The organism is Lacticaseibacillus sp. 53-4 (genome assembly GCF_016861805.1).
GTDB lineage: Bacteria > Bacillota > Bacilli > Lactobacillales > Lactobacillaceae > Lacticaseibacillus.
Genome location: NZ_BOLT01000006.1, coordinates 71,699 through 92,786 on the forward strand (window position 1 = coordinate 71,699; position 21,088 = coordinate 92,786).

Genomic DNA, 21,088 nt, shown 5'->3' on the forward strand with positions numbered 1-21,088 from the left:
GTCGTTTGCTGTATTCAGAAGTTTAGGCGTGCTGGCGCCGGCCGCGAGCAAGCCCGGCCACCAGGAAGCTGATGGCACTGGCGAGCAGGCCAGCATACCCAAGCGGCAGCAGGAAAAAGGCTTCGTGCAGGATCCCCTCGGCGTCGAGGTAGCTCGGCGTGACGGCCTTTGCGATAAAGCAGCCGATACCCACAAGCAGGAGCAGTATGCCCACGCGCAGCGCCCAGCGATGAATGCGTTCATTTTTTATCATAACTCGCCTCCGTTTGATCTTGTGTTCATTGTAGCCAGCCCGCGCTGCCGGGGATGAAGAATGCGGCCGACTTTAGCAAAAGTTAGGGTGAACCGCGGCGATTGTTTCACAAGAAACATTCGAGGCCCGACGCTAATTATCAGATGGCACAGGCAGAATAATTTTTAGCGAGAACCAGCCGTCTTGCGTGCTGATTGTCATCTGCCCATTGTATTTGTGGGTGATGTAGGCAATATTTTTCAGCCCGTAGCCGTGAACGGCGGTATCTTTCTTGGTCGTCTTTGGCAGGCCATCTTTGAATTCCGCAGCACCTTCAAACACGTTCTTGAAAGTGATAACGAGTAGGTTTATCCGGCGAGACACGCGGACTTCAATCAGGCGTTTGTCTGGGTTGGCCAGTTGCCCAACGGATTCAATGGCGTTGTCTAGGGCGTTACCGAAGAGACTCGCGATATCCATTGCGTGCATGAAGTCCAGCGCCTTCCCATCGGCAAAACACGTCATATCGATGTGATTGGCAATGCACGTTGCATTTTTCTGTGAAAGGATCGTATCCAGCACACCGTTGCCAGTACTGATCGTTGCGGAATAAGTATCAATCGCAGTGTTCAAGTCCGCCAGGTACTGCGCGCGCAGGTCAGCGTTGTCTTCTTTGAGAATCACAGCCATTTGATGCTTCAAATCGTGAAACTGCCGCCTGATGACGGCACTGCTGGATTTGTAAGCAGTGTACTGATCATATTGAGTCTGGAACATCCGGTTGATCGCACCAAGCTCACTTTGCAAGGCTGATTCTTGTCGCTGGTCGTCTTGAATGGCGAAAATCAGCAGGCCGCACAGATTGATGAAGGTCCGGAAGATGAAGATGGTTACGGAGTCGCCGATGGTGTAGCGCGTATTGGCAAGGATGAAGCCAATATTGGAGACGGCGAACACGATGGTCGCGGTCAGGAGGCCTGAGACCAAAGCGCGTCTGGTCACCGGCTCTTGATTGCGGGTCGCATGGCGGTGTTCAATCCAGTAATCGCCGGCAAATAGGAGCACATAAACGAGCAGCATGAACAAAGTGCCCCAGGCGGCCTCGTGAGCGACCCGGCCCAAGATCAGGTAGCAGTACAACTCCCAAGCCAGCGATGCGACAAATTCGGCGAGGACGAACGCCTTGGCAACGGCGAGGCCCAGAATGGTCAGAGGTGCCTGCCCGCAGCCCCAAAGTGTGGCGAACATCCACAAGACATTCAAGATCATGCCCGGGATCCAGAACGTATCCGACCAGGTCCCAACGGTTAGCTGCAGTGCGATTTGCCCCGCTCCGAAAGCCAGGTAGCGTAAGATCCAAAGTGGTTTGTGTTGAATTGGCAGCAGCAACAGTCCGCACGCAAGCCACTCAGCCAGGGCCGTATAGACTCGGGGAATGTTTGGTAAGTTGGTCGTCATCATACGATTTCATCTCCGAGAAAGTCTGTCAAAGCCTGCATGAAGGCTTTTTTTCGTGGCCGGCTGATTTGCAGCGGGGTGCCATTGACCACAGCCTGGTTGTCCTGAATTCCACTGACTTGGGCCAAGTTCACCAAGTAGGAGTTATTGCACCGATAGAAGCGTTGCGGAAGCAGGGTCTCTTCAAAACTACGCAGCGACTCAATCAGGGTGTAGTCCCCTTGCAAGGTGTGAATGGTCAGATAGTGGCCGTTGGTTTCAAGGTAGGTGATCGTGTTGATTTCAAGTTTGATCAACTCGCCGTTCACGCGGATGGTCAGCGTTGGCGAATCGCGCTTGGCCAGCTTGGCCAGAACCTTCTTGAAGTGTTCCGCGAAGGCAAACGCGGTGACTGGTTTGAGCAGAAAATCCGTGGCGCCGACTGCGTAGCCATCGATCGCGTACTGCACGTAATTGGTGACAAAGACGATGATGACCTGGCTGTCGATCGCTCGGATCTTTTTTGCGGCAGCCATCCCGTCGAGGTGTTTCATTTGAATATCGAGATAAAGTACATCGTATATCGGCTGGTAGTGTTCAACCAACTCCAGGCCGTCGCTGAAGTGCGTGACCTGAATCGGCAAGTCATGGGCCTTACCATACTGTTTAACCAGTGTGCTAAAGGCGTCCGCTGTGTGTAGATCATCCTCTATAATTGCAATTTTCAAAGCGTCGCCCCCTCATGTCTAAGTTAAGCGAGTTTTTGCCGCGTTGCAATCGCACCAGTGACAGGTTAGGAAAAATCCACGACAGGTTATGCAGAAAGGCTGTGATTTAACCGCTTCCATCGGTAAGGTGTGACTGTAGCAAAGGGGTGGAAGCATGAATATTAAACAAATCGTTAGTCAGCTCACGCTCGAGCAAAAAGCGGCCCTGCTGTCAGGCGCAACGACTTTTGACACATTCGGGATCAGGAAACTAGGAATCCCTTCGCTTGCGATGTCAGATGGGCCCTCGGGACTGCGTAAGCAGGAGGGGGCTGCTGACAATTTAGGCCTAAACGGTAGTATCCCCGCCACCTGTTTTCCGTCAGGCTCGACCTTGGCCAACAGCTGGGACCCGGCCGTTTCGACGGCCGTGGGTCAGGCTTTGGGTGAGGAGAGTCAGGCCAATGAAGTTCAGGTCATTCTCGGCCCGGCGATGAATATCCAGAAAAATCCGCTGAGTGGGCGCAACTTTGAGTATTACAGCGAGGATCCCCTGCTGGCAGGCCGAATGGCGGCCGGGTACATTCGTGGCGTGCAGGCGACTGGGACGGTGGCAACACCGAAGCATTTTGCTGTCAACAATCAGGAGCTGCGCCGGATGGCGTCGAACTCGGTCGTCGATCAGCGTGCCCTGCACGAACTGTACTTGACGGCATTTGAAATTGCCGTCAAGGAAGGCCATCCGAAAGCCTTGATGTCTTCTTACAACATGATCAACGGCACGTACGCGAATGAGAATCGGGCGTTGTTGCAGGAGACGCTGAGGGACAGCTGGGGTTTTGATGGGTTTGTCGTGTCCGACTGGGGCGGGGATAACGACCATGTCGCAGGCGTTAAAGCCGGATCCCACATGGCAATGCCCGGCAGTGGCATGGTGGCCCCGCAAGAGCTTATCGATGCCGTCAAGGCTGGCAAACTTGACGAGAGCGTGCTGAACCAGCGCGTGGGTGAATTCTTGGCGGTGGCGATGGCTGCAAAAGAAAAGAGCACCCCAGAGAAGCCAAATTTTGCCGCGCATCACGAGACGGCGCGCAAAGCTGCGGCGGCCTCGATGGTCCTGTTAAAAAATGACCAGGCCATCCTACCGCTGGGGGCTAAGACACGCGTCGCCATTATCGGTGATTTCGCGCAAAAGCCGCGCTATCAAGGCGCTGGTTCTAGTGCTGTCAATGCCGTTCACGTCGAAAACTTTGTGGATACTGCCGCGAAAGTGTTGAACGTGGTGGGCTATGAAAAAGGTTTTGACCGAAACGGGAAGGCCGATGAGCATCTCATCCAAGAAGCAAAGGCCCTTGCGACAGAGAGTGACGTGGCGGTGGTGTTCATCGGGTTGAATGAGGCGCAGGAAAGCGAAGGCAAGGATCGCGACTCAATGGCGCTGCCGGATAATCAGGTCGCGCTGCTGGAAGCACTAGCTAATCTCAAGACGTCGGTGGTCGCCGTGCTTTCCGCCGGGGCACCAGTTACAACCGCATGGGCGAAGGACGTTGACGGCCTAATCTATCAAGGATTGACAGGTGAGGCCGGGGCCAGCGCGCTGTGCGACGTGCTCCTGGGGAAACTGAACCCTAGCGGTAAGCTGGCGGAGACGTTGCCTATCAGCTATCAAGATGTGCCGTTTGGTCAGGATTTTCCATGCCAAGACGCGAATGCGTTGTACCGCGAATCGCTGTATGTGGGCTATCGCTATTACGACACCGTAAGCAAACCGGTGGCGTTCCCGTTTGGCTTTGGCCTCAGCTATACGCAATTTGAGTACTCGGCAATGAGCATCGATGACGCAGGGGCACATTTCACACTGAGAAATATCGGGGCCAAGACCGGTGCGGAAGTCGCTCAGCTGTATGTGAAGTCGCCTGACCAGAACTTGTATCACCCGGTGCACGAGCTGAAGGGTTTTACCAAAGTGACCCTAGCACCGGGCGAGCAGCAGCTGGTTACCATTCCTTTTGATGCCTACACCTTCCGGGCGTGGGATCCGCACAAAGAACAGTGGTGCCAGCCGGCGGGGGAGTACCAGTGCTTTGTGGGCGGCAGCTCACGAAAGCTGCCTTTACAAGGCGGCTTCAAGGTGAGCGGGACCGTGCCTGATCCTCAAACCGATTTGCCGCATTACATGAGCGGTCAAGTCACTGAGGCGAGCGAAGCAGAAGTGAGTCGGCTGTTGAATCTAGATGAGAACGCGGTGAAGACTGCCACGGATGGGCTGACCATCAATAGCACGATTGGTGAGATGAGCCATGCCAAGAACGTCATCGCGCGGTTGGTCGCGCGGACCCTGAGGCGCAAGCTGGACCGTTTGGCAGCCAAGGGCGAGTCAAGTCTGAACGTGTTATTCATCTACAACATGCCGTTTCGCGGCATTGCAAAGATGACCAACGGCGCGATTGATCAGCGAATGGTCGACGGGCTGGTTGTGGCGGTCAACGGGCACGCGTTTCGCGGCCTGCACCGAGTGATCAGCGGCTATTTTGCCAATCGGCGACGCAGCAAGGCACTGGCGAGAAAGTTAGGTGAGCAAGATTGTGAGTAATGTCATCAGTTCAGTCAAAAAATTCCAGAAACGACACCCGGACCTTTACGAGTTCATCCTGTTCAACATCATGAGCAATGCCGCCACCATCACCAACTTCATTGTGTTGTGGCTGGGTACCGGGATCCTGTTTCGGGCTTGGAGTGATCTCCCGTTCCATTGGTTCATTTTTAATTACTCAACGGCAAATGGCGGCATGGGCGGATTCATCAGTTTCTTGGTGGCTTACGTCTGTGCGCAGATCGTCAACTTTTTCGTCCAGCGCGACATCGTGTTTAAGGCCAGCAACTCCATCATGCAGGCGCTGCCGTGGTACATCGGAACAGTGGTCGTGGCCGGTCTCGTCTCCATCTGGTTGCCGCCGCACGTCATTGCGTTTGTGCAGCCGTATGTTGGAGGCTTTGCTGCCACGGTGGCGAATATCGTCAACATCGTCCTGCAGGTCATCATCAACTACCCGATGCTGAAGTTCAAAGTCATGAGAAAGGGGTGATTGGGTGAAACTTCTGAGCATTGTAGTTCCCAGCTATAATTCTTCACGCTACTTAGAGCGGTGTGTCGATTCTTTACTTGTCGGCGGTGAACAAGTACAGATTATTATTGTAGATGACGGATCGACAGATGAGACAGGCCAAATCGCTGATGATTACGTCAGCCGGTATCCAACCATCGTTCGAGCAGTCCACCAACCGAACGGTGGTCATGGTGCCGCAATTAATGCCGGGTTGGATGTTGCTAACGGCAAATATTTTAAAGTGGTTGATAGTGATGATTGGTTGGCCCCGGAAGCCTTTAGGCAATGGCTGAGTAGGTTATCTCAAGTCCCTGTGGTTGATATGGCAATAACGAACTACACATATGTTGGGCGAGATGGCGGCCGCACGAAAGCCGTCGGATTTCGACACTGGCTGCCTCAGGGCACAACGTTTGGCTGGAACCAAGTACGATTGCCCGTTGGTAAGTATTTGACAATGCACACCGTCACCTACCGGACTGACTTACTTCGTCGATGTCACCTGAGTCTGCCTCATCATCTTTTTTATGAGGATTCACTCTATGTCTTTCAGCCGCTGCCCTCAGTTCACTCGTTGAGGTACTGGAACCTGGATTTATACCAGTACGTTACCGGACGGCAAGATCAATCAGTCAATGAAACGGTGATGCTTGCGCGAATCGATCAGCAGTTAACCGTCAATCGAGCTTTAATCAAAATCTACCGAGATTTACCGCCAGTCACTTGCGCATTAAGGAATTACATGGCGCACTATATTGAAGTCATAACCGGTATTTCATCATTCCTTTTGCTTCACGATGGTAGCGCATCCAGTATGCATCGTAAACAGGACCTATGGCAGACGCTGAGATCTCAAGAACCGCAATTATACACAAGAGTTAGACGGAGCATCATTGGCAGGGGTGTCAACTTGCCAGGACGATGGGGCAGATTAACCGCTGTTGGTTGTTATCGAGTTTTACAGCGCGTTTATCGGTTTAATTAAAAGTGGAGGTATGAAATGTTCAAGAAGCAGAAACGTCAGAAGATAAAGAAGCCTCAAAGCACCCTCAAAAAAGTGATTAAGACCGTAATATCGGCTATCTTTCTTGTAGCACTGGTTGTTCTGGGAGTAGTAGTCAATTCGACGCCAGTTCACGGATACATCAAGATGGGAACGAATATGCTAATGGGAGGTTTTCATCAACACTATGATAATTCCTCAGTAAAGCAAAAGGGGCTCGATACACAGTATTATCGCTCAGATTATAGTAAATCGAAGATGAAAGGTGCAGAGGAAAAGGTCGCAAATCAGATCACTGACGAAGGGACTATTTTGCTGAAGAATAGCGATGGGACAATGCCCTTCAAAGAAGGAACAGAATTTAGTTTATTCAGTGCCAACAGTGTCCCTCACACCAAGAAGGGTGGTACATCACTTGGTGGTAAGTCGGGCGACACCATGACAGTTCGGCAGTCCTTAGAAAAGGCTGGGTTTAAGGTTAATCAAAAACTTTGGCATTACTACGCAAAAGGAGCTGGCCATAAATACGGGCTTGGTCCTGGTTCTGTGGGCTACGGGCGGTCTGAGGACTTCTCAATCAATGAAGCACCAATTTCCTCACTTAAGAAGAGCGGCGTTTTGAACTCAGTCAAAGGCACGGTTCCTGTATACGTCTTAAAGCGTCAGGCTGGTGAAGGTCGTGACATGGCACGCTCAATGGCGAACTACGCCAAGAGCAATGTAGATAAAGATCGCAGCTACCTTGATCTAGATTCAACGGAACGCGGCGTCTTAAAATATCTCAATGATAATTATGAGAATGTTGTTGTATTGGTGAATACTAATGCTGCGGTGGATATGGGCTGGTTGGCTGATTATCCCCACATTCATGCAGTAATCAGTGCACCAACAATCACAGCCTCTTTGGGGAAAATTTTCTCTGGTGCTGTTAATCCATCGGCAAGGACCGTTGATACTTTTGCGGACGATGCACTTCAGTCTCCCGCGGCCAAGAACGTTGGTGATTTTCAGTATTCAACGCAGACGGGCAAGATGACCAAATACAACTATGTTTCATACAAAGAGGGTATATACGTTGGCTATAAGTATTATGAAACTCGGTATGAGGACGCGGTTCTTAACCAAGGAAATGCGGGCAAGTATAACTACGACAGTCAGGTGAAGTTTCCATTTGGATATGGGCTGTCGTATACCGACTTCAGGTGGCAGGATTACAAAGTCAAAGATGATGGGGATAAGTTTAAGCTTAGTGTTCGCGTCACCAATACCGGTAAGACCGCAGGCAAGGATGTTGTTGAATTCTACGCACAATCGCCTTATACCAACTACGATCGCACAAATGACGTTGAGAAGGCATCTGTACAATTGGTCAACTACGCAAAGACCAAGAACTTGGCACCTGGTGCAAGTCAAGTCGTGAGCGCCACGGTCAATAAGACGCAACTTCTCTCTTACGATTCACAGAAGGCGAAGAGCTACATCTTAGACAAAGGGACATACTATTTGACCGCTGCGACCAATGCTCACGAGGCCATCAATAATATTCTCGCCTTGAAAGGAACCACAGCTGACAAATTGTCTGGACAGGCCGACCGTAGTCTAGCCACAACTTGGCTTCCTCAGATGGGCGATAAAGACGTCCAGGTCTTTAAGGCTGATTCAACGACTGGTAATCGGGTGACAAATCAGTTTGATAACGTAAGAGGTAACCTGAAGTACTTGACCCGTCAAGACTGGACGGGGACGTTTCCAACCGCTGACGGACGTCTTAGTGACCAAAAGAGTACATGGGGGAATGCCATTAATAGCAAATCTGCAACCGGGACACCGGAAACCTATACGTGGACTAAAACTGCAAGCAAGAAGCTTTTAAAGCAGCTAGACAGTACAAGCTCCGGTGCGCCTAAGCTTGACACAGGCAAGGTTAAGCTTGTTTATGGCCAGAAGAATGGACTGGAACTAGTCGACTTACGAGGTAAGCCATATAACGATCCAGAATGGAATAAGCTGCTTAATCAGTTAAGTGCAAAGGATTATGAAAGTTTGGTTGCAGACGCGGGTTACAATATTAATCCGATTAAGTCGGTCAACAAACCGTATAACATTGATGCGGATGCGGCTAATGGACTCGTTTATTCTGGGACTGGGCGAATGTATCCTAACTCGATGAACTTGGCTCAAACTTGGAACCGACACTTGGCTACTAAAATGGGTCGAATGATTGGTAACCAAGCGATACTTGGTGGTGCGGACGGGTGGTATGCACCTTCTATGAACATCCACCGTACGCCATTTGACGGACGGAATGGGGAGTATTATTCAGAGGATTCGTTCTTATCTGGCGAGATGGCCTCGGATGAGCTAAAGGGTGCTGCAGAAAAGGGCGTATATGGTTACTTTAAGCATTTCGCGCTTAATGAGCAGGAAAATCACCGAGGCGATACAGATGGGCAGTTTGGGCTAGCAACATGGGCCAATGAGCAGTCAATTCGAGAAATATACTTAACACCCTTTGAGATGTGTGCGAAAAAAGGCTCGTTGCCTGAAAAGTACTATAAGAAAGTTGACGGTAAATATGTGTTGGCAGAGCGGCAGGTACCAATTGCCAAAGCTGTGATGACCTCATTTAACCGAATTGGGGCAACCTGGGCAGGCGGTGATTACGCGCTGTTGACCAATGTTCTGCGCAAAGAATGGGGCTTCCATGGCATGGTTATGACAGATAATGCGATGACCAGTAAATACATGGATGTCAACCAGATGCTCAGCGCAGGAGGCGATGCCAAGCTGATTATTGGAGTTGATCCAACTGGCTACAAGTTCAATAAGAACAATAAGACGGATTACGCATTGGCTCGGCAGGCTGCACATAATATTCTGTATACAAGTGCGAACTCCAAGGTAGTCAACGGCGCAATCCATGGGTCAAAAGTTAAAATTGAAAAATCTACCCTAGATTGGGTAAGAATTGGCGTGACAGCTTTCTGCGTTCTGGTTAGCTTGTTGTTGATTTGGTTCACTTACCGCAGATTTACCAAGAAGGTCGCGTAGTGAGTCGAATCGGGCAGCATTAGAAGTACTTTGACAATACTTTACTCGTTGCCCCGAATTCAATAAGAATACAGAACACCGAAGTCGACAATGATTGGCTGCGGTGTTTTTGTGTGCTCGTGTTATTAAATTAACTTTTCAGATGCTTCTCCCGATACGCGCTTGGCGCCAGTCCCATCAAACTGGAAAAGGCCTTGGAGAACGAGAACTGGTTCTCATACCCGACCGCGCGGGCGACAACTTGGATGGGGTAGTCGGTTTCGCGCAGGAGCTGGCCGGCCTGGTCGATGCGGTACTGCTTGAGGTAGGCCTGGGGCGAGCGGCCGACCTGCTTGGTGAACAGGCGGTGCAGGTAGGTGCGGTCGATGTGCACGATCGCCGCCAGGTTGGCGACGGTGATGGGGTTGCTGTAATTTTGGGAAATGTAGTACAGCACGTACTCGACCAGCTCGGCGCGCGAGCTCGCGGCGGCGGTGCGGGTGTGCTGCGGATAATCGGTGGCCAGCTGATACAGGAACTCGAAGAGCTTGCCCGTCATGATCAGGTTGCGGTTTTCCTTGTGGTTGGAGCCGGTGATGACGCCCCGCGCCGCCGCCAGGGTCTTAGACTCAGGCGTAAAATCAAACAGCGGGGCGTCGGAGGTCAGCGAGGTACCGGCGATGTACTTGTCGGCGCTGCGGCCGGAGAAGCCGACCCACAGGTAGGTCCACGGGTCGTCGTGGTCGGCCTCGAAGTGAATCAGCGTGTGTGGCTCGATCAGAAACCCCTGGCCTTTTTTAAGTGCGTACTGGTGGTCGTGCACGGTATAGGTCCCTTTGCCTGCCAACACAAAATAGATCATGTACCCTGAGCGCACAGTTGGCCCATAGGCGTGGTCGGGCTCGCAGGCTTCACTGCCGCAGGTGTAAACGTTCACGTCCAGGTTGAAGGTGCGATTGGTATTAGAAAAATCATAAATGCGTGGATTTTCGTAGTGTGTCGACATTTGGACATCTCTCCTCGACATTTGAATATATCCAGTTCCAATGTAAGCGATTAACATGACAGTTGTAAATCGATTTGCGAGATTAGCCATTATTGCAGTACGGGGCGGGTAAGCGTTTCACCTTGGCCAAGGCGAAACGCCGCCGCACCCCTAATTCTACTTAGGAGGCACACCGCATGAGTATGCAAGATACGATGACAAACAAGGTCTTACCACTTGCGACCAAGTTGTCAGCTAACAAATTCTTGATCAGTGTTCGTGACGGCATGATGGTTGCTTTCCCAGCCACCATGTTCGCATCGATCATGATCATTGTCCAAAACTTACCGACCACCTTTAGTTTCGCACAGTACGTGCCAAAAGGGGTCATGGATTTTCTGACGAACTTCCTCGGGCCGATTTCCAACGCCACGATGAACATCACGTCACTGTTCGTTGCGTTTGGGATCGCCTATCACTTGGCTGGTAAGCTTCACGCCAACCAGCTGTACGCCGGCGGCATTTCGCTGGCCGCGTTCGCGATGCTGCTGCCGATCATGACCAACAAGGTCAGCTCCTACATCGACATCAACTACCTGGGTTCACGGGGCATGTTCGTGGCGATCATCACCGCGATAATTTCGACGGAAATCTTTGCCGCCCTGGAAAATGCCAACATTACAATTAAGATGCCAGAGTCCGTTCCGCCTGCCATTGCGACGTCCTTCATCGCGATTCTCCCAGGGTCTGCGGCACTCTTGACCTTCACCACGATCCGTTACATTTTCACTTTTACCCAATGGGGCAATGCGTTTGACTTTATCTATGAAATCCTCCAGACCCCGCTGCAAGGGATCGGTTCCACGCTGCCTGCAACATTAGTCGTGGCCTTCTTCTCACAGTTCCTCTGGTGGTTCGGGATTCACGGCACATTGGTTGTTAACTCGGTTGTTCAGCCGATTTACGATGCCTTAGCCCTGCAGAACTACAAAGCATACTCTGCCGGCCAGCCGATTCCCCACATCATCTGCACGACCTTCATGGGTGTGTTTGAAATCACCGGCATGATCCTCGGCTTTGCCCTGGCCATGGGCTGGGTCTTTGCCAAGTCTGCCCGGATGAAGAAGACCATGCGCATGGTTGCCGTTCCTGCGTTCTTCAACATTTCTGAACCTGTTACCTTCGGCCTGCCAATGGTCCTGAACCCAACCATCTTCATTCCTTGGGTCCTCGGCCCAATGGTCATGGTCACAATCGGGTACTTCGCGATGGCTGTTGGCCTGGTACCAAAGCCAATCGGTGCCACAGTCGTTTGGTCCACACCAATCTTTCTGTCTGGCTGGATCGCCGTTGGTTCCTGGCGCGGCGCTGCCTTGCAGCTCGTGCAGGTCGTCGCTTCCACACTGCTTTGGATCCCATTCCTGAGAGTGCTGGATAAGCAGTTCCTGAACGATGAAGCGGCCGGCGAAAAGAAGCTCGAAAAAGAAGCCGCAAAGGGTGAAGCGGCAGCGCAGGCGGCTAAGTAACCTGACTGTTCGTTCACTCATCTGGATTTTGCCAAAGGAGGCCCTGACGATGGCGCTCAAACCCATGACATTCAACATCACGCTGAACACCAAGACACCGCTGCTTTATGAAACGATTTATAAGGAGCAGCTCAAGTATTTTCAGCATTTTGACCCGACGATCGACGAGCTGCACCCCGGTGTGGCGGTTGACGCGGAGATGCTGACGAAGGTGCAAAAAGAAGGCGTGCCGACAAACGTTGAGGTGACCGACCTGGAGCCGGACCGCACGTTTGAAACGCGGGTTTCCTACAGTCAAGGCGATATCGTCATGCGTTACGCCTTGCAGCCGGCGGGCGACCAGACCAAGGTTTTCTACTCGGAGCAAAACAGCTTCAACAAGGCGAACATGATGACCAACTTCTGGCTGGTCAGCTGGTTTTACACCTTCATGTATAAGCACAATTTGAAGAAACGAATGAAAACCATTGAGCAGATCGCAAACGCTGCTCAGTGAGTAATTTTGGCGGGCCAATGCGGACTGAAAGGTCCCACTTGGCTCGCTTTTTTATAGGGCGGGAACCATTTTTCGCCCGGTTAAAAAAGAAAGTAGATGAGACCACTGCTCAAGATATATGACAACCGAATCTTTCATTTGGCCAACGATGCTGTCAGTTACATCCTGTACCTGTTGCCCAATGGCCAGCTCGGCCACTTGTACTACGGGCCGCGGCTGGACGTGGACGAGGCGACGCTGACCGAATACACGAAGCTGGAAAGCAAGTCCGGCGGCACGGTGCATTTTTCGGCCGACAACACGCTGTTCACGCTGGCCGACCAGCTGCAGGAGTACCCGGTGTGCGGGACCTCGGACTTTCGCCAAGGTGCAGTGGCGGTATCTCAAAACGCCACGCCGTTATACCTGAACTTCACGTATCAGGGTTACTCGGTCGCGCATGAAAAAAAGCGGGACCTGTGTTTTCCGCGCAGCTTCGCCGAGGCCGGTGCAGTCGACGTCTTGACCATCGACCTGGCTGATGCCGCCCATGACCTGAAACTGCAGCAGCACTACGCGATTTTTGCCCAAGGCGGCGCGGTGGTGCGCTGGCAGACGCTGACCAACACCGGGACTGCGCCGGTCACCATCGACCGCATGCTGTCCGGCGGGCTCGATCTGCCCACGGCCGACTACCAGTTCGTGCAGCTGTCGGGCAACTGGGTCAGGGAGCGCCACGTGAAGGTGCGCCCGCTGGCTCAGGGGACCACGTCAATCGAATCGCAGCGCGGCGCTTCCAGCCACCAGCAGAACCCTTACGTGGCGCTGCAGGCCAAGGACGGCACTTTGAGAAGCGGCGACGCGTACGGGTTCAACCTGATTTATTCCGGCAACTTTTTGGCGCAGGCTGAAGTCAACGAATGGGACCAGACGCGCTTCATGATCGGGATCCATCCCGACCAGTTCGCCTGGCAGCTCGACCCAAGCGCCAGCTTCAGCACGCCCGAGGCCGTTTTGACATACAGCAGCGCCGGGTTGAACGGGCTGAGCCAGGAAAACTCTGCCTTTGCCCGCGACCACGTGATGGCGCCAAAGTGGCGCGACCAGCCGCGGCCGGTGGTACTCAACTCCTGGGAGGCGGCGTACTTCGATTTTGATACCGACATGCTGCTGAAGCTGGCGGCCGCCGGCAAAAAAGTCGGCGTCGACACCTTCGTGCTCGATGACGGCTGGTTCGGCCAGCGCGACAGCGACCGCTCCAGTCTCGGCGACTGGCAGGCGAACAAGCGCAAGTTCCCGCACGGGCTCGCCCAGTTTGCCCAGTCGATTCGCGATCTCGGGCTGGACTTTGGCCTGTGGTTCGAGCCGGAAATGGTGTCGCCGGATGCCAAGCTGCTGGCCGCGCACCCCGACTGGGTCGTGGCCCCGCCGGATGAGCGACGGGCCATTGCGCGCAACCAGTACGTGTTGGATTTTGCCAACCCGACCGTTGTCGATAACCTGTTTGATCAAATGAAGCAGGTGATCGATACGACGAAGCTGACCTACATCAAGTGGGACATGAACCGTAACATCACCGAGGCCTTTTCGCAGTACCTGGCGAAAACTGGGCGCCCGCAAGGCGAGTTCTTCCACCGCTACATCTGCGGCGTGTACGACCTGTACGCGCGGCTGCTCAAGGCCTACCCGGATCTCTTGATCGAGGGCTGTGCCGGCGGCGGTGGGCGGTTCGATTTGGGCATCATGTTCTACTCGCCGATGATCTGGGTGTCCGATGACACCGATGCGCTGGAGCGGCTTAAAATTCAAACCGGCACGGCGCTGGCCTACCCGCTGTCCGCGATGAGCAACCACGTGACCGCCGTGCCGAACGATCAGCTCAACCGCACTACGCCGCTGGCCACACGGTTTAACGTCGCGCTGTTCGGGTCGCTCGGTTACGAGCTCGACTTGACCAAGGAATCACCGGCCGTGCTAGCGGCGATCACCGAGCAGATCAAAACTTACAAAAAGTTGCAGCCGCTGGTGTTGACCGGCCGCTTCGAATTGTTGCGGACGCTTGATGAAGGCGACCACAACACGCTGGCCTGGGCGATGGTGGCTGCCGATGATAGCCAAATCGTTCTGGGGTTCTACCGCGTGCTGGCCGATCCCGATGGCGATGCCGTTGACCGGCTGGCCATCCCGTTTGCCGACCCGCACGCGCGGTATGCGATCAGTGGGCGCGACGCCGTGGTCACGGGCTCGGCGCTCAAGCACCTCGGCCTGCGCCTGCCGTACGAGTTCAACGGTCCCAACGAGGCGGTCGCCGAACTCAAGGGCGATTTTCAGTCGAAAGTCTTGATTTTGACCAAGGAGGCAAACGATGCGCTTTGATGTCGATCAGCGGCTGCTGCACGGCGGCGACTACAACCCCGACCAGTGGCTCGATTATCCGGAGATCTTGAAGCAGGACATTGAGCTGATGAAGCAGGCCCACATCAACACGGTCACGCTTGGGGTGTTTGCGTGGGACGCGTTGGAGCCCACGGAGGGCCAGTTTGAATTCGGCTGGCTGGACCAGGTGTTTGACGAGATCAACGCGATGGGCGGCAACGTGGTGCTGGCAACCCCAAGCGGTGCCCGCCCGCGCTGGCTGTCCGAAAAGTACCCCGAGGTCAACCGCGTCGATGACCGCCTGCAGCGCCACCACCATGGTTTTCGCCACGACCACTGCTACTCAAGCCCGGTTTACCGGCAAAAGGTGCAGGAAATCGACCGGCGGTTGGCTGAGCGCTATGGCAACAATCCGGCGCTTTCTATGTGGCACATTTCCAACGAATTTTCCGGCGAGTGCTTCTGCGACCTGTGTGAGGCCAATTGGCAACAGTGGCTGCGGGATAAGTACGGCAGTCTCAAGGCCGTCAACGACGCCTGGCTGATGAGTTTTTGGAGCGGCCTTTACACCGACTGGCAGCAAATCAAGGTGCCAAGCCAGCTGGCGACGACCAAGACGCATGGCATGGCGCTGGACTGGAAACGGTTCGTGACCGACATGACCATCGACTTTTTCGACATGGAAAAGGCCACGGTCAAGGCCGCCAATCCGGCCGTACCGGTGACCACCAACTTCATGGCGGAAGGCGCGAACGGGGACTTTGTGCCGCTTGAAGGCATCGACTACGCCAAGTTTGCGCAGCATGTCGACGTCGTGTCCTGGGACGCTTACCCGCAGTGGAACAACAACTTCGAGCCGTTTGACGAGACGGCCATGAAGGCGGCATTCGTTCACGACACCTTCTATGGCCTGAAAAACCAGCCGTTTCTGGTGATGGAGTCCACGCCGTCGCGCGTCAACTCGCCGGTGGCCAAGGCCAAGCGGCCGGGCGTGCACGCGCTGAGCTCGTTTCAGCAGATCGCGCACGACTCGGAAGGAAGCCTGTACTTCCAGTTCCGCCAGGCCCGCGCCAACTCGGAAAAGTTTCACAGCGCCGTCGTCGGCCATGACAACGACCCGCACAACCGCGTGTTCCAAGAAGTCGCGGCGTACGGGGCGCGGCTGGAAAAGCTGGGCGGCGTGCGCGGCAGCAAGCGTCAAGCCCGCGTCGCCATTTTGTACGACTGGCAAAGCTTGTGGGCGCAAAAGCGCGAGGCTGCGTTCGGGCGCGACCGCAAGCGCTACTTCCAGACGCTGGAGGACCACTACGCGTACTTCTGGCAGCATGACATTCCGGTCGCCTTGGTGCCGACCAGCCGCGATTTTTCCGGTTACGATATTGTGATCGCGCCGATGTTGTACGTGATGACGCCGAAACTTGAGGCGCGGCTAAGCGATTACGTGGCTGGCGGTGGGACGCTGGTGTCCAGTTACTTCACCGGCATCGTCGACCCGCACGACACGGTGCTGCTGAACGGTTGGCCCCAGCCGCTGCAAAAGCTGTTCGGCATTCGGCCGACTGAGTTTGACTCGCTGTACGAAGGCGAGCACAACCGTATTGCTTATGCCGGACAGGTTTTCCAAACCAGCGAGTTTAACCAGCTGATGGAAGCGACCGGCGCTACGGTGCTGGGTACTTACGAGGCTGATTTTTACAAGGGCACGCCGGCGGTGACGCGCAATGCCGTTGGTCAGGGCCGTGCTTACTACATCGGGCCGCGCACCGGACGCGATTTTCTCGACGTGTTTTACGAGCGGTTGTGCCATGATCGGGAGCTGCGCGAGACGCTGCTCAAAGAAACCCGGCCGCAGGTGTCGGTGCAGGCGCGTGTCGGCTTGGATCAGACCTACTACTTTATCATGAACATGAGCGCTGAAAAGCAGGCGGTCACAACGACGCAAGCCACTGTCGACGCCGAGTCCGGCCGGCGCGTTGCCGCCGGGCCGCTGAGCCTGCCGGCGTATGGCGTGCGCGTGCTGTGCAGTAAGTAATTAGAAAGCAAAACATCCTCCAACTTCAATGTTGGGGGATGTTTTTGTCGTGGGTTACTGTTTGACGCTGTGAGCATGGCGGGCGGGCTTTTTCGTCGGGAATGGCGCGATTTTGATCTCGGCGCTGACCCGCGTGGTTTCATACGGGAAGTGGACCTCCGAGTAGTCGAACGGTTTGCCTTCCTCGGTGTAGTTGACCTGCTTGATGCCGAGAACCGGGTCGTTCAGCTTGGCCCCAAGCGCTTCAACGTCCTTGGCTGTCGCCTTGAGTGCGTAGACTTTGCGGTGCGAGCAGGCAATTGTGATGCCGTGGGCCCGAAGCGCGGAGTAAATCGAGCCCTTCAGGATTTTCTCGGTAAGGGGCATGATGGCGACCGGCATGATGGTGTGCTCGAACGAATAGGTGCGACCGTCAACGTAACGGACGCGCTCAATGACATAAACCGGGTCGGCAGGGCCAATCATCAGCTGGTGCTGCTCATCCTCGGTTGCCAGCCGCGCGGTGAAGCTGAGGATCTTGCTGGTGACTTTACGCCCCTTCATGGTTTCAGTAGTGCCTACCGGCCGGTTCAGCGGCGTGAGGTCCGGCTGATTCGTGCGGAAATCTTTGCGCAAAAAGGTCCCGGCGCCGCGCTTGGAATACACGACGCCGTCCATGATCAGCGACTGAATCGCCTTGCGCACAGTCAGGCGCGTGGTGTGAAAATGGGCCGCCAGCCATTCCTGGCTCGGCAGCAGGTCGCCTGGGGCGTAGTGGCCGCTGGTGAACATTTTTTTAAGTTCTGCCGTGACTTCTTGGTATTTGTACATGTGGATCATCTTCTGTTCTGCGGCCGGCGTTGATTGCCCGACCGCGTTTATAACCTTTTTCGTCGTAGTTCTCAGTGCTTATTTTACACCGTAAGCGTTCTCGGTGCCGATAAAGAAACGGTTGTGACGCAATCGTGCAAAAAAATGAGGCCCCCGTCAACGAGTTTGCCAGGCGGCAATTGTTGGCGGGAGCCTTAGGAAAAATCATTCGGTCTGTTGCCCCAGCTTCAGCCACTTGAGATACTGCTCGTGGCGCACAAGCGGGGTGGTGTAAAGCGCAGGGTCATTTTCAAGTACATCCTGACCGGGAATGGCTTTGATCACCTGCATGTCTGAACCCGGGTCAGGCAGAATCAGATACCGCCGCTCATTGGTCTCGTCGGCGCGCATCTGTTTGAGCAGGTCGGTCCAAAGCCGTTTTTGCTCGGCGAGTTGATGGCTGACATTGCGCGGCGTTTTGCCGTTGACCTTGGTGATCTCGCGCCACTGACTTTGGTAGGCGGAAAAGGTGAGCACACCCCCGGCAAAGCGCTTGTCGAGACCCTCGCTGATGTGCAGGAGGCTATTCGCCGGCCCTGCAGCCCGCCACCATTGTGCCATGTTAAAAATCTTCTTTCTCACGTTTTCAGCCTTGTGCCGGTTGACAGGGGACAGAATCACAAACGGTTGCGGTTCGCCGACCACACTGACAGTTTCCCCGATACGGGCCGTTGACTGGGCGAAGTCGCGGCCGAACGGAAAATAAAACTGGTTGCGGGTGGGCGGGTCCGCAAGGCGCGCCGCGCGCTCACTCTGCGCCTCGGTCGGATTATCCAGGTCGATGTCGGCATACTTGAGTACGTAATGGACCAAATCCAGCTCGCCGAACCGACCGTCCTGGGTCATAATCGTGGCGGTTTGGCCGCCTTCAATCAGGCCTTCAAAAAAGTACCTAGTCATGATGGTTTGCCTCCTCGTAAGAGAGCCATGCTTGTTGTTGTTTTTGTAAACTAGGCGGCACTGGTGGCAAGACGTCAACCGGCCGCCCTGCTGCTAGCCAGGCTCGCCGGAAATGTCGCAGTGAGTTTAACGATTCGCGGCGGTGCGCCGAATCGAGCGTCTGTTTTTTGGCGACGGTCGGCTCGCGAGCCTTGGCCTTGATCACCACTTGTTTTCCCGGTTGGTCGACCTTTGTCTTCCGCGGATAAATGAGGCGCGGCTGGGCCCCGACCGTTCGCGCGACATTAAAGGGTGCCCGCAATAGATAAGTCGTTCGACCCCCAGCCAAGAGCGCGGGCAGTGCGTTGCGCCGAATTGTCAGCTGCTTATCATGCATCCGCGCCAGCAGTTCCAGCCAGACTCGGCCTTCTCGGGCAAAAATGCGGTTCTCCTGGTTCTGCAACGTGTTTAGACTGATGTTTCCGGCCAGGTATTCGGCCCGCCATTTTGCGGCGCGAGCGAGCTGGTTGTCGCGGCGGAGCAGGCCGGTGTTAAAGGCGTGTAAGGTGTTTTGATCGACTGTTAAGATTTCCTGCCGCGTTTTTTGAATGGCTTTGTACTGTTTGGTTTTGGTGATATTCACGGCGGCGACTTGCCCCGTTGCTCGCAGCCGCTCACCTAAGGTCCACACGGTTTTCTGCCACGCCACCGCCTGATTGAATTCGACTTGAATCGGCTGACTGGGGATGGCTAACTGCTCTTCGCGCCTGTCCCAAAACGCATCCGCGTAGACAACCAGCATCGGCATTTGCTCAAGCTCGCCGCCGGGATCGATGACATAACTGAGATGCGCGTTCATTACCCAGCCCTCAATCGTCAACAGCACTAGTTCCTGAGCCATGGTTAGTCCCTCCTTTCAGATGTTTGGGGTCAGTGTAAGCCCCGCCTTGAAGGAAAGAAAATAATATGCTTGAGTAGTTTTGATCAAGCATCATATAAGAAAAATTGCTTATGGTGTCTCTTAACTCTGGGACAATGCATTGATATGGAAGAATACTGTGAAATTTCAGGCAAAAACATTTACAAAATTGACAGTAAAATAATTGACAGCGGTTTCAACGACGTGTTATTCTGCATTTGGATGACGGGTGGGTGAGGAAGGAACAACCTCATCAGCACCACCCTGAAACTACCTGGCGATCCGACCTATATCATGGGGTTGACCAGGCATGCCGAGCCGCCGATCGGTTGGCTAAGAAGCCCATACTCCAATGTATGGGGTCCTTTCAGGACGCATGGCAGGATGCTGCTATCACTTTCCTAACTTAATAAAGCGACTCGAAGCGGCAACGTAACGGGGATAGCAGGCGGGGGAAACTCCGCAATAAAAAGCCACCGGGGAAATCCCGGTGGCAGGGGACACCATTTCGAGAGGGATGGTGCCCTTGTTGTACGTTCATTTATGAAAACACGTTGATGTCTGACCGCCTTTCTTGGAAATTTCAGGAAAGGCGGTCTTTCCACAGGAACTATTTTGCTGTCGTCTGCTCATGCAGAATCTTCGCCAGATACTCCAAAATAAACAGGCACGGCACCTGCGACGTGACGTCCTGCTCGACGTAATGCTCCTTGGCAATGTCGGTGGCGATGTTCACGTCGGTCAGGCGGGCGACGGTGGAGTGCGCGGAGTTCGTGATGGACAGGGTGTGGCTGTCGCGGAATGACAAGTTACTCAGATAGCTGATTACCTCGGGCGTCTCGCCGGATACGGACAGGGCGATCACGCAGGTTTTATCCAGCAAGGCCTTGGGAAAATAGCGCTGCGGATAGGTGACGGGGTCTTCAATGCGCACGGCCATGTGAAACAGCGAGGAGAAATAAAGCGCGCCATACTCAGCCATCACGTTGGAGGAGCCGACACCGATGAACAAGACCAGCTCGCACTGCTTGAGCAGCTGCACGGCGGCCTGGATCTTCGCGTCAAAATCGGGCGTCGTCACGCGGTTGAAGAAGTTGATGTACATGCCGGGGTCAACTGGCGTGGGCCGAGTCTGGGCGGCGGTTTGTTCCTGCAGCAGCTTGAGCCGAATTTTGAATTCAGTGAAGCCTTGGCACTCGAACTTGCGGCAGAAACGTTGCACCGACGCCGTGCTGGTGTGGGTGTTGGCGGCGAGCTCGCGAATGCGCATGTAAATCACCTTGTCCAGGTTTTGCAGGACGTACTTATAAATCGCCAAGTCGATGTCGGATAGCTCGACGGCGTGGTCGAGAAACAGCATGTGAATCACCTCGCTTTCAGTTTACACTACCTGATACGACCTGTATTGAAAACGTTACAACAACCCAATTGACGATACAGTACCCGCATACTGCCAGAACGTTGAACGCCGCCCCAGACGCGCTATATTGAAGACGGTAGCAAGTGAATCTTTTTGAAAAAGGGTGAGTCA

16 protein-coding genes are annotated in these 21,088 nt (G+C 54.2%); 8 read left to right on the forward strand and 8 right to left on the reverse strand.

Annotated elements, in window-relative coordinates; all coding sequences use genetic code 11:
• Positions 1–22: 22 nt before the first annotated feature.
• The 3 genes from JUF21_RS04025 to JUF21_RS04035 all read right to left on the reverse strand — a co-directional run bounded on the left by JUF21_RS04025 (position 23) and on the right by JUF21_RS04035 (position 2,397).
• Positions 23–253 carry a DUF3955 domain-containing protein gene (locus JUF21_RS04025; protein WP_203623670.1) on the reverse strand — a complete coding sequence of 77 codons (231 nt, stop codon included), beginning with the start codon at positions 251–253 and terminating at the stop codon, positions 23–25.
• Between the two features lie 132 nt (positions 254–385).
• Complete coding sequence (locus tag JUF21_RS04030) at positions 386–1,693, reverse strand: ATP-binding protein (protein WP_203623671.1); 1,308 nt, start codon at positions 1,691–1,693, stop codon at positions 386–388.
• A complete protein-coding gene (locus tag JUF21_RS04035; protein ID WP_203623672.1) occupies positions 1,690–2,397 on the reverse strand; it encodes a LytTR family DNA-binding domain-containing protein in 708 nt (235 codons plus the stop codon). The genes JUF21_RS04030 and JUF21_RS04035 overlap by 4 nt, the downstream gene beginning before the upstream one ends.
• Positions 2,398–2,551: 154 nt before the next feature.
• On the opposite strand from JUF21_RS04035, the gene JUF21_RS04040 reads away from it, so the two are divergent.
• The 4 genes from JUF21_RS04040 (at position 2,552) to JUF21_RS04055 (ending at position 9,537) form a co-directional block, all read left to right on the forward strand.
• Positions 2,552–4,969 (forward strand): glycoside hydrolase family 3 C-terminal domain-containing protein, encoded by a 2,418-nt coding sequence (locus JUF21_RS04040; RefSeq protein ID WP_203623673.1) that lies wholly within the window; start codon positions 2,552–2,554, stop codon positions 4,967–4,969.
• A gap of 70 nt (positions 4,970–5,039) precedes the next feature.
• Positions 5,040–5,462: a GtrA family protein gene (locus tag JUF21_RS04045; protein WP_203623678.1), complete on the forward strand. Its 423-nt coding sequence runs from the start codon at positions 5,040–5,042 to the stop codon at positions 5,460–5,462.
• Between the two features lie 4 nt (positions 5,463–5,466).
• Entirely contained in the window at positions 5,467–6,468 is a 1,002-nt protein-coding gene (locus JUF21_RS04050; RefSeq protein WP_203623674.1) for a glycosyltransferase family A protein, read from the forward strand.
• A gap of 15 nt (positions 6,469–6,483) precedes the next feature.
• Positions 6,484–9,537, forward strand: coding sequence for a glycoside hydrolase family 3 N-terminal domain-containing protein (locus JUF21_RS04055; RefSeq protein WP_203663165.1), 3,054 nt, complete (start codon positions 6,484–6,486; stop codon positions 9,535–9,537).
• Between the two features lie 130 nt (positions 9,538–9,667).
• On the opposite strand, the gene JUF21_RS04060 is transcribed toward JUF21_RS04055, so the two are convergent.
• Positions 9,668–10,522: an AraC family transcriptional regulator gene (locus JUF21_RS04060; RefSeq protein WP_203624559.1), complete on the reverse strand. Its 855-nt coding sequence runs from the start codon at positions 10,520–10,522 to the stop codon at positions 9,668–9,670.
• Between the two features lie 176 nt (positions 10,523–10,698).
• On the opposite strand from JUF21_RS04060, the gene JUF21_RS04065 reads away from it, so the two are divergent.
• The 4 genes from JUF21_RS04065 (at position 10,699) to JUF21_RS04080 (ending at position 16,910) form a co-directional block, all read left to right on the forward strand.
• Positions 10,699–12,027, forward strand: a complete 1,329-nt coding sequence (locus JUF21_RS04065) for a PTS sugar transporter subunit IIC (RefSeq protein WP_125757057.1) — start codon at positions 10,699–10,701, stop codon at positions 12,025–12,027.
• A gap of 49 nt (positions 12,028–12,076) precedes the next feature.
• Positions 12,077–12,523, forward strand: coding sequence for a DUF3284 domain-containing protein (locus JUF21_RS04070; protein ID WP_203624560.1), 447 nt, complete (start codon positions 12,077–12,079; stop codon positions 12,521–12,523).
• Positions 12,524–12,628: 105 nt separating this feature from the next.
• The gene (locus tag JUF21_RS04075; RefSeq protein WP_203663179.1) at positions 12,629–14,878 is read left to right on the forward strand and encodes an alpha-galactosidase; all 2,250 of its coding nucleotides are present in this window, start codon (positions 12,629–12,631) and stop codon (positions 14,876–14,878) included.
• A complete protein-coding gene (locus JUF21_RS04080) occupies positions 14,868–16,910 on the forward strand; it encodes a beta-galactosidase (RefSeq protein ID WP_239061427.1) in 2,043 nt (680 codons plus the stop codon). Before JUF21_RS04075 ends, JUF21_RS04080 begins: the two co-directional genes overlap by 11 nt.
• A gap of 54 nt (positions 16,911–16,964) precedes the next feature.
• Here the strand turns inward: JUF21_RS04080 and JUF21_RS04085 are convergent, their stop codons facing one another.
• From JUF21_RS04085 to JUF21_RS04100, 4 genes are all read right to left on the reverse strand, one after another.
• Positions 16,965–17,720, reverse strand: a complete 756-nt coding sequence (locus JUF21_RS04085) for a GntR family transcriptional regulator (protein WP_308439750.1) — start codon at positions 17,718–17,720, stop codon at positions 16,965–16,967.
• A 204-nt stretch (positions 17,721–17,924) separates the two neighbouring features.
• Complete coding sequence (locus JUF21_RS04090; RefSeq protein ID WP_203624562.1) at positions 17,925–18,659, reverse strand: hypothetical protein; 735 nt, start codon at positions 18,657–18,659, stop codon at positions 17,925–17,927.
• On the reverse strand, positions 18,652–19,539 hold the full coding sequence (locus JUF21_RS04095) for a hypothetical protein (RefSeq protein ID WP_203663169.1): 888 nt from the start codon (positions 19,537–19,539) through the stop codon (positions 18,652–18,654). Before JUF21_RS04095 ends, JUF21_RS04090 begins: the two co-directional genes overlap by 8 nt.
• Before the next feature lie 628 nt (positions 19,540–20,167).
• Complete coding sequence (locus JUF21_RS04100; protein ID WP_203624564.1) at positions 20,168–20,917, reverse strand: MurR/RpiR family transcriptional regulator; 750 nt, start codon at positions 20,915–20,917, stop codon at positions 20,168–20,170.
• Positions 20,918–21,088 lie beyond the last annotated feature (171 nt).

Excerpts from the sequence above, each read along its gene's own strand:
- JUF21_RS04055 (WP_203663165.1), top strand. The coding sequence starts at position 6,484 with ATGTTCAAGAAGCAGAAACGTCAGAAGATAAAGAAGCCTCAAAGCACC.
- JUF21_RS04080 (WP_239061427.1), top strand. The coding sequence starts at position 14,868 with ATGCGCTTTGATGTCGATCAGCGGCTGCTGCACGGCGGCGACTACAAC.
- JUF21_RS04095 (WP_203663169.1), bottom strand. The coding sequence starts at position 19,539 with ATGGCTCAGGAACTAGTGCTGTTGACGATTGAGGGCTGGGTAATGAAC.
- JUF21_RS04090 (WP_203624562.1), bottom strand. The coding sequence starts at position 18,659 with ATGACTAGGTACTTTTTTGAAGGCCTGATTGAAGGCGGCCAAACCGCC.
- JUF21_RS04025 (WP_203623670.1), bottom strand. The coding sequence starts at position 253 with ATGATAAAAAATGAACGCATTCATCGCTGGGCGCTGCGCGTGGGCATA.
- JUF21_RS04070 (WP_203624560.1), top strand. The coding sequence starts at position 12,077 with ATGGCGCTCAAACCCATGACATTCAACATCACGCTGAACACCAAGACA.
- JUF21_RS04085 (WP_308439750.1), bottom strand. The coding sequence starts at position 17,720 with ATGTACAAATACCAAGAAGTCACGGCAGAACTTAAAAAAATGTTCACC.
- JUF21_RS04045 (WP_203623678.1), top strand. The coding sequence starts at position 5,040 with ATGAGCAATGCCGCCACCATCACCAACTTCATTGTGTTGTGGCTGGGT.
- JUF21_RS04040 (WP_203623673.1), top strand. The coding sequence starts at position 2,552 with ATGAATATTAAACAAATCGTTAGTCAGCTCACGCTCGAGCAAAAAGCG.
- JUF21_RS04065 (WP_125757057.1), top strand. The coding sequence starts at position 10,699 with ATGAGTATGCAAGATACGATGACAAACAAGGTCTTACCACTTGCGACC.
- JUF21_RS04030 (WP_203623671.1), bottom strand. The coding sequence starts at position 1,693 with ATGATGACGACCAACTTACCAAACATTCCCCGAGTCTATACGGCCCTG.
- JUF21_RS04100 (WP_203624564.1), bottom strand. The coding sequence starts at position 20,917 with ATGCTGTTTCTCGACCACGCCGTCGAGCTATCCGACATCGACTTGGCG.
- JUF21_RS04060 (WP_203624559.1), bottom strand. The coding sequence starts at position 10,522 with ATGTCGACACACTACGAAAATCCACGCATTTATGATTTTTCTAATACC.